General features: G+C 70.1%; 7 protein-coding genes. 1 reads left to right on the plus strand and 6 read right to left on the minus strand.

The window, feature by feature from the left end; all coding sequences use genetic code 11:
• Positions 1 to 61: 61 nt before the first annotated feature.
• From carB to pyrR, 6 genes are all read right to left on the minus strand, one after another.
• Positions 62 to 3,370, minus strand: coding sequence for a carbamoyl-phosphate synthase large subunit (gene carB, locus ACIBAG_RS41910; RefSeq protein ID WP_399112886.1), 3,309 nt, complete (start codon positions 3,368 to 3,370; stop codon positions 62 to 64).
• Positions 3,363 to 4,505, minus strand: a complete 1,143-nt coding sequence (gene carA / locus ACIBAG_RS41915) for a glutamine-hydrolyzing carbamoyl-phosphate synthase small subunit (protein ID WP_399112887.1) — start codon at positions 4,503 to 4,505, stop codon at positions 3,363 to 3,365. The genes carB and carA overlap by 8 nt, the downstream gene beginning before the upstream one ends.
• Positions 4,502 to 5,089 carry a hypothetical protein gene (locus tag ACIBAG_RS41920; RefSeq protein ID WP_399112889.1) on the minus strand — a complete coding sequence of 196 codons (588 nt, stop codon included), beginning with the start codon at positions 5,087 to 5,089 and terminating at the stop codon, positions 4,502 to 4,504. Before ACIBAG_RS41920 ends, carA begins: the two co-directional genes overlap by 4 nt.
• Positions 5,086 to 6,372: a dihydroorotase gene (locus tag ACIBAG_RS41925; protein WP_399112891.1), complete on the minus strand. Its 1,287-nt coding sequence runs from the start codon at positions 6,370 to 6,372 to the stop codon at positions 5,086 to 5,088. Before ACIBAG_RS41925 ends, ACIBAG_RS41920 begins: the two co-directional genes overlap by 4 nt.
• Positions 6,373 to 6,377: 5 nt before the next feature.
• Positions 6,378 to 7,355: an aspartate carbamoyltransferase catalytic subunit gene (locus ACIBAG_RS41930; protein WP_399112892.1), complete on the minus strand. Its 978-nt coding sequence runs from the start codon at positions 7,353 to 7,355 to the stop codon at positions 6,378 to 6,380.
• A gap of 103 nt (positions 7,356 to 7,458) precedes the next feature.
• On the minus strand, positions 7,459 to 8,031 hold the full coding sequence (gene pyrR / locus ACIBAG_RS41935) for a bifunctional pyr operon transcriptional regulator/uracil phosphoribosyltransferase PyrR (RefSeq protein ID WP_399112894.1): 573 nt from the start codon (positions 8,029 to 8,031) through the stop codon (positions 7,459 to 7,461).
• Positions 8,032 to 8,284: 253 nt separating this feature from the next.
• Here pyrR and bldD point away from each other — a divergent pair, with 253 nt between their 5' ends.
• The gene (bldD, locus tag ACIBAG_RS41940) at positions 8,285 to 8,788 is read left to right on the plus strand and encodes a transcriptional regulator BldD (RefSeq protein ID WP_019757325.1); all 504 of its coding nucleotides are present in this window, start codon (positions 8,285 to 8,287) and stop codon (positions 8,786 to 8,788) included.
• The last annotated feature ends 132 nt before the right edge of the window (positions 8,789 to 8,920 follow it).

Here is an 8,920-nt window from a genome sequence, read left to right on the forward strand (position 1 = left end):
TGAAGCCTCGGTGAGCCTCATGAAGAGGGGGACACCGTTTCCGGTGTCCCCCTCAGGGCTGCTAGTCGCGGGCCGCGGTCAGATGCTCGGCGTGTTCCTGCAGTGAACGCACGCCGACGTCACCGTGGTTGAGGGCGTCGATGCCCTGGACGGCCGCGGCGAGCGCCTGGACCGTCGTCAGACACGGGACGGACCGCGCCACGGCCGCCGTACGGATGTCGTAGCCGTCGAGGCGGCCGCCGGTGCCGTACGGGGTGTTGACGATGAGGTCGACCTCGCCGTCGTGGATGAGCTGGACGATGGTGCGCTCGCCGTTCGGGCCGGTGCCCTCGGACTGCTTGCGCACGACAGTGGCGTTGATGCCGTTGCGCCTGAGGACCTCGGCCGTGCCGGACGTGGCGAGCAACTCGAAGCCGTGGGCGACCAGTTCACGCGCGGGGAAGATCATCGAGCGCTTGTCGCGGTTGGCGACCGAGATGAAGGCGCGGCCCTTGGTGGGCAGCGGGCCGTAGGCGCCAGCCTGCGACTTGGCGTACGCCGTGCCGAAGACGGAGTCGATGCCCATGACCTCGCCGGTGGAGCGCATCTCCGGGCCGAGGACGGTGTCGACGCCGCGGCCGTGGATGTCGCGGAAGCGCGACCACGGCATGACGGCCTCCTTGACGGAGATCGGCGCGTCCAGCGGCAGTTCACCACCGTCGCCGGTCGCCGGAAGCAGGCCCTCCGCCCGCAGTTCGGCGATGGTCGCGCCCAGCGAGATCCGGGCGGCGGCCTTCGCCAGCGGCACCGCGGTCGCCTTCGAGGTGAAGGGGACCGTGCGGGACGCGCGCGGGTTGGCCTCCAGGACGTAGAGGATGTCGCCGGCCATCGCGAACTGGATGTTGATCAGGCCGCGCACGCCTACGCCGCGGGCGATGGCCTCGGTGGAGGCCCGCAGGCGCTTGATGTCGAAGCCGCCCAGGGTGATCGGCGGCAGGGCGCACGCCGAGTCGCCGGAGTGGATGCCGGCCTCCTCGATGTGCTCCATGACACCGCCGAGGTAGAGCTCCTGGCCGTCGTAGAGCGCGTCGACGTCGATCTCGATCGCGTCGTCGAGGAAGCGGTCGACCAGCACCGGCCGGGAGGGGCTGATCTCGGTCGACTCGGCGATGTAGGACGACAGCCGTGTCTCGTCGTACACGATCTCCATGCCGCGCCCGCCGAGGACGTACGACGGCCGCACCAGGACCGGGTAGCCGATCTCGTCGGCGATGGCCTTGGCCTCGGCGAAGGTGGTGGCGGTGCCGTGCTTGGGGGCCGGGAGGCCGGCCTCCGCGAGGACGCGTCCGAACGCGCCCCGGTCCTCGGCCGCGTGGATCGCCTCCGGCGAAGTGCCCACGATCGGCACGCCGTTGTCCTTGAGCGCCTGCGACAGGCCCAGCGGGGTCTGGCCGCCCAGCTGGACCACCACGCCCGCCACGGGGCCGGCCTGCTGCTCCGCGTGGACGATCTCCAGCACGTCTTCCAGCGTCAGCGGCTCGAAGTACAGGCGGTCGGAGGTGTCGTAGTCCGTGGAGACGGTCTCCGGGTTGCAGTTGACCATCACGGTCTCGTACCCGGCGTCGCTCAGCGCGAAGGAGGCGTGGACGCAGGAGTAGTCGAACTCGATGCCCTGGCCGATGCGGTTGGGACCGGAGCCCAGGATGATGACGGCCGGCTTCTCGCGGGAAGCCACCTCCGTCTCCTCGTCGTACGAGGAGTAGAAGTACGGCGTCTTGGCCGCGAACTCGGCGGCGCAGGTGTCGACCGTCTTGTAGACCGGGCGGATGCCGAGCGCGTGCCGCACCTCGCGCACGACGTCCTCGCGCAGCCCGCGGATCTCGCCGATCTGCTGGTCGGAGAAGCCGTGCCGCTTGGCCTCGGCGAGCAGGTCGGGCGTGAGCTCCGGGGCCTCGGCGAGTTCGTCGGCGATCTCCTTGATCAGGAAGAGCTGGTCGACGAACCAGGGGTCGATCTTCGTGTACTCGAAGACCTCCTCGGGCGTGGCGCCCGCGCGGATGGCCTGCATGACGGCGTTGATACGGCCGTCGGTGGGCCGTACGGCCTCGCGCAGCAGCTCCTCCTTGTCGCCGGGCTCGCCGACGAAGGTGAACTGGCTGCCCTTCTTCTCCAGCGAGCGCAGCGCCTTCTGGAAGGCCTCCGTGAAGTTGCGGCCGATCGCCATGGCCTCACCCACCGACTTCATGGTGGTCGTGAGGGTGGAGTCGGCGCTCGGGAACTTCTCGAAGGCGAACCGCGGGGCCTTGACGACCACGTAGTCGAGCGTGGGCTCGAAGGAGGCCGGGGTCTCCTGCGTGATGTCGTTCGGGATCTCGTCGAGGGTGTAGCCGACGGCCAGCTTGGCGGCGATCTTGGCGATCGGGAAGCCGGTCGCCTTGGAGGCGAGGGCCGACGAGCGCGACACGCGCGGGTTCATCTCGATGACGATGACGCGGCCGTCGTCCGGGTTCACCGCGAACTGGATGTTGCAGCCGCCGGTGTCGACGCCGACCTCACGGATGACGGCGATGCCGATGTCGCGCAGGATCTGGTACTCGCGGTCGGTCAGCGTCATCGCGGGCGCGACGGTGATCGAGTCGCCGGTGTGCACGCCCATCGGGTCGAAGTTCTCGATGGAGCAGACGACCACGACGTTGTCGTGCTTGTCGCGCATCAGCTCCAGCTCGTACTCCTTCCAGCCGAGGATGGACTCCTCCAGGAGCACCTCGGTGGTGGGAGACAGGGTCAGGCCCTGTCCGGCGATGCGGCGCAGCTCCTCCTCGTCGTGCGCGAAGCCGGAGCCGGCGCCGCCCATGGTGAAGGACGGGCGGACGACGACCGGGTAGCCGCCGAGGGTCTCGACGCCCTTGAGGACGTCGTCCATGGAGTGGCAGATGACCGAGCGGGCGGACTCGCCGTGCCCGATCTTGGCGTTGACCGCGTCGACGACCAGCTTGAACTGGTCGCGGTCCTCGCCCTTGTGGATGGCCTCGACGTTGGCGCCGATCAGTTCCACGCCGTACTTGTCCAGGACGCCGTTCTCGTGCAGCGAGATCGCGGTGTTGAGGGCCGTCTGGCCGCCCAGGGTGGGCAGCAGCGCGTCCGGGCGCTCCTTGGCGATGATCTTCTCGACGAACTCGGGGGTGATCGGCTCGACGTAGGTCGCGTCGGCGATCTCCGGGTCGGTCATGATCGTCGCCGGGTTGGAGTTCACGAGGATGACCCTGAGGCCCTCGGCCTTCAGGACCCGGCACGCCTGCGTGCCGGAGTAGTCGAACTCGGCGGCCTGGCCGATGACGATCGGGCCGGAGCCGATGACCAGGACGGACTGGATATCGGTGCGCTTAGGCACGCTGGCCCTCCATCAGGGATACGAAGCGGTCGAACAGGTAGGCGGCGTCGTGCGGACCCGCGGCTGCTTCGGGGTGGTACTGGACGCTGAAGGCCGGCTTGTCGAGGAGCTGGAGGCCCTCCACCACGTTGTCGTTGAGGCAGACGTGGGAGACCTCGGCACGGCCGTAGGGGGTGTCGGAGACCTTGTCGAGCGGAGCGTCCACGGCGAAGCCGTGGTTGTGCGCGGTGACCTCGACCTTGCCGGTCGTGCGGTCCTGCACCGGCTGGTTGATGCCGCGGTGGCCGTACTTCAGCTTGTAGGTGCCGAATCCGAGCGCGCGGCCCAGGATCTGGTTGCCGAAGCAGATGCCGAACAGCGGGGTGCCGCGCTCCAGGACGGCCTGCATGACGGAGACCGGGTGGTCGGCGGTGGACGGGTCGCCGGGGCCGTTGGAGAAGAACACGCCGTCGGGGTTCACGGCGTACACGTCCTCGGCGGTCGCCGTGGCGGGCAGCACGTGCACCTCGATGCCGCGCTCGGCCATCCGGTGCGGGGTCATGCCCTTGATGCCGAGGTCGACGGCGGCGACGGTGAACTTCTTCTCGCCGATCGCCGGGACGACGTACGCCTCCTTGGTGGCGACCTCGGCGGAGAGGTCGGCGCCCTTCATCTCGGGGGCCTGGCGGACCTCGGCGAGCATGGTGCCCTCGTCGGGCAGCGCGTTGCCGGAGAAGATGCCGACCCGCATGGCACCGCGCTCACGCAGGTGACGCGTCAGCGCGCGTGTGTCGATGCCGGAGATGCCGACGACACCCTGGTGGCGCAGTTCGTCGTCCAGCGAGCGCTTGGCGCGCCAGTTGGACGGCACGCGCGCGGGGTCGCGTACGACGTAGCCGGCGACCCAGATCCGCTTGCTCTCCGGGTCCTCGTCGTTGACGCCGGTGTTGCCGACGTGCGGGGCGGTCATCACCACGACCTGGCGGTGGTACGACGGGTCGGTGAGCGTCTCCTGGTAGCCGGTCATGCCGGTGGAGAACACGGCCTCGCCGAAGGTCACCCCCACGGCCCCGTAGGCACGGCCGCGGAAGATCCGGCCGTCCTCCAGGACGAGTACCGCGGGAACCCTGGTGGCTCCCCTTGTGGAGGTCGTCATCGTTCGGCGCCTTCCGTGCTGTTGGTGTTGATCATGGAGTTAATGACGTCGACCCACTCGTTGTGCTCCGCCGCGTGGTCCGAGCGGAACCCGGAGTCGATCAGCCGCTCGCCGTGCGCCCAGGTCACCACGAGCAGACCGCCCTCGGTCAGGACCTTGCCGGCGATGCCCTTGTCGAGCCGGGCCTCGCGCAGCTGCGCGGCCGGGACGAAGAAGTCGGTCGCGCCGGGGCGTACGACGTCCAGTCCCGCGTCCGTCAGCGTGAGCTCGACCCGGCTGCGGGTACCGAGGCCGTGCGCCACGATGCGGTCCAGCCACTGACCGGCGGTGGTGGAGCCGTGGTAGCGGCCGCTCATGCTCAGTCTCGCCGGGCCGGGGTCGTCCGGCGCGCTGGGCAGCTCGGGCAGGTCGCCCTGGAGCGTGCCGCGCCACTTCCATCCCTCGCGCATCAGCCAGTAGACGAGCGCGACGAAGAGGGCGAGTCCGACGACCCAGCCGATGCGGGCGGCCCAGTCGGTCACCTCGGCCGACTTCTGATCGGCAGCGAGTCCGGTGCCGGCTGCGAGCAGTGTTGCAGGTGTCACGTGAGCTTCCCGTCGACGAGCGTGGCCTTGCCCCGGAGCCACGTGTGCGTCACACGGCCCGGCAGCTCACGCCCCTCGTACGGAGTGTTGCGGCTGCGCGAGGCGAAGCCCGCGGGGTCCACGGACCCACGGTATTCCGTGTCGACGAGCGTGAGGTTGGCGGGCTCACCAGCCGAGACGGGACGGCCGTGGCCCTTGGCCTGCCCGATCCGGGCGGGCTTGAAGGACATGCGCTCGGCGACCCCGGCCCAGGTGAGGAGCCCGGTGTCCACCATGGTCTCCTGCACCACTGACAACGCGGTCTCCAGGCCGACCATCCCCATGGCGGCCGCGGCCCACTCGCAGTCCTTGTCCTCGTGCGGGTGCGGGGCGTGGTCCGTGGCGACGATGTCGATCGTGCCGTCGGCGAGCGCCTCGCGCAGCGCCAGCACGTCACGCTCGGTGCGCAGCGGCGGGTTCACCTTGTAGACCGGGTTGTAGGTGCGCACCAGCTCGTCGGTGAGGAGCAGGTGGTGCGGGGTGACCTCGGCGGTGACGTCGATGCCGCGGGACTTGGCCCAGCGGACGATCTCGACCGAGCCCGCGGTCGAGAGGTGGCAGATGTGGACGCGCGAACCGACGTGCTCGGCGAGGAGGACATCCCGGGCGATGATCGATTCCTCGGCCACCGCGGGCCAGCCGCCCAGACCCAGCTCGGCGGAGACGACGCCCTCGTTCATCTGGGCGCCCTCGGTCAGCCGCGGCTCCTGCGCGTGCTGGGCGACGACACCGCCGAAGGCCTTCACGTACTCCAGCGCCCGCCGCATGATCACGGCGTCGTCGACGCACTTGCCGTCGTCGGAGAACACGGTGACGCCCGCCGCCGACTCGTGCATGGCGCCCAGCTCGGCGAGCTTCTTGCCCTCCAGGCCGACGGTCACGGCACCGATGGGCTGCACGTCGCAGTAGCCGTGCTCCTGCCCGAGCCGGTAGACCTGCTCGACGACACCGGCGGTGTCGGCCACCGGGAAGGTGTTGGCCATGGCGAACACGGCCGTGTAGCCGCCGGAGGCCGCCGCGCGCGTGCCGGTGAGGACGGTCTCGGAGTCCTCGCGGCCCGGCTCACGCAGGTGCGTGTGCAGGTCGACCAGGCCCGGCAGCAGCACCTTGCCCGCCGCCTCGACGACCTGGGCGCCCTCGTCCGAGAGCCCCGTGCCGACCGCCTCGATGACGGCACCGTCGATCAGCACGTCCTGCGGCTCGCCGCCGAGCACCTTCGCACCACGGATCAGGATCTTGCTCATCTGTCTTACTTCTCCTCGGTACGGGTGTGGGTGACGGCGGGCTCGTTGCCGCCCAGCAGCAGATACAGAACGGCCATCCGGATGGACACTCCGTTTGCGACCTGCTCGATGGCGGTGCAGCGCTCCGAGTCGGCGACCTCGGCGGTGATCTCCATCCCGCGGACCATCGGGCCGGGGTGCATCACGATGGCTTCCTCGGGCATCCGCGCCATGCGGTCGCCGTCGAGGCCGTAGCGCCGCGAGTACTCGCGCTCGGTCGGGAAGAACGCGGCGTTCATCCGCTCGCGCTGCACGCGCAGCATCATCACCGCGTCGGACTTCGGAAGGGTGCTGTCGAGGTCGTACGACACCTCGCACGGCCAGGTCTCGACGCCGACCGGCACCAGGGTCGGCGGGGCGACGAGGGTGACCTCGGCGCCGAGGGTGTGCAGCAGGTCGACGTTGGAGCGGGCGACGCGGCTGTGCAGGACGTCGCCGACGATTGTGATGCGCTTGCCGGCGAGGTCCTGCCCGATCCCGGCGTCCCGCCCGACGAGCCGGCGCCGCATCGTGAAGGCGTCCAACAGGGCCTGCGTCGGGTGCTGGTGGGTCCCGTCGCCGGCGTTGATGACGGCCGCGTCGATCCAGCCGGAGTTGGCGAGGCGGTACGGCGCTCCGGAGGCGCCGTGCCGGATGACGACGGCGTCGACGCCCATGGCCTCCAGGGTCTGGGCGGTGTCCTTCAGGGACTCGCCCTTGGACACGCTCGACCCCTTGGCGGAGAAGTTGATGACGTCCGCCGACAGCCGCTTCTCGGCGGCCTCGAAGGAGATACGCGTGCGCGTGGAGTCCTCGAAGAAGAGGTTCACGACGGTGCGGCCGCGCAGGGTCGGCAGCTTCTTGATCGGCCGGTCGGCGACCCGGGCCATCTCCTCGGCGGTGTCGAGGATCAGGACGGCGTCGTCGCGGGTGAGGTCGGCGGCCGAGATGAGATGACGCTGCATCTTTCAGGCTCCGTAAGGCAGTTCATGAAGGACGATTCGGGCAGACGGGTGCGCGTGAGGGCGCACTGAGCGGGCGTACGGCGGCGGCCGTACGCCGTGGGCGCTACTGGGGGGTCTGCTTGGCACCGAGCAGCACGGTGTCGCGACCGTCCTCCTCGGCGAGCTGGACCTTGACCGTCTCCCGCAACGACGTGGGGATGTTCTTGCCGACGTAGTCGGCGCGGATGGGCAGTTCGCGGTGGCCGCGGTCGACCAGGACCGCGAGCTGGACCGCGCGCGGACGACCGATGTCGTTCAGGGCGTCGAGGGCGGCGCGGATGGTGCGGCCGGAGAACAGGACGTCGTCGACGAGGACGACGAGGCGGCCGTCGAGGCCGTCACCGGGGATGTCGGTGCGGGCCAGCGCGCGCGGCGGGTGCATGCGCAGGTCGTCGCGGTACATGGTGATGTCCAGCGACCCGACCGGGATCTTGCGCTCGGTGATCTCCTCGAGCTTGGCGGCGAGCCGCTGGGCGAGGAAGACGCCTCGGGTGGGAATTCCGAGGAGCACCACGTCGTCGGCGCCCTTGGCGCGCTCGACGATCTCGTGGGCGATGCGGGTCAACACCCGCGCGATGTCAGGGCCTTCGAGAACGGGCCTGGCGTCGGACGCTTGCGTGTCCTGCTGCCTGTCCATACGAAAGGGACCTCCTTCTCCGCCTCACGGGACGGACCTTAAAGGACGTCTGGTTTGCGCCATCCACCGTAGCAGGCCACCGACACACCCCCCGTCACCCCCCTGGCCCAATCGGCCACCGATAGCACGGAAGCGTCGGTGTGGACCATTCGGCTTGACGCGCCAGAGTAACGCTGCGTAACCTCACAGTGAGTTACCAACCGCGCGGCATGGAACCCAAGCCAGTCGCGTCGACCCAGTGCCGGGGAGCTATATGTCCAGCGAATACGCCAAACAGCTCGGGGCCAAGCTCCGGGCCATCCGCACCCAGCAGGGCCTTTCCCTTCACGGTGTCGAGGAGAAGTCCCAGGGACGCTGGAAGGCCGTCGTGGTCGGTTCGTACGAGCGCGGCGACCGCGCCGTGACCGTGCAGCGCCTCGCCGAGCTGGCGGATTTCTACGGCGTTCCGGTGCAGGAGCTGCTTCCCGGCACCACGCCGGGCGGCGCCGCCGAGCCGCCGCCGAAGCTGGTCCTGGACCTGGAGCGGCTGGCTCACGTGCCGGCCGAGAAGGCGGGTCCCCTGCAGCGCTATGCCGCGACCATCCAGTCGCAGCGCGGTGACTACAACGGCAAGGTGCTCTCGATCCGCCAGGACGACCTGCGCACACTCGCCGTCATTTATGACCAGTCGCCCTCGGTCCTGACGGAACAGCTGATCAGCTGGGGTGTGCTGGACGCGGACGCGCGTCGCGCGGTCACCCACGCCGAGGAGAGCTGAGCGCTCCACGCGGGTTCGACCCAGTCAGCAGAAACGTGGGGGGGGGGGGGGGGGGGGGGGGGGGGGGGGGGGGGGGGGGGGGGGGGGGGGGGGGGGGGGGGGGGGGGGGGGGGGGGGGGGGGGGGGGGGGGG

The organism is Streptomyces sp. NPDC051243 (assembly GCF_044455405.1).
Lineage (GTDB): Bacteria > Actinomycetota > Actinomycetes > Streptomycetales > Streptomycetaceae > Streptomyces.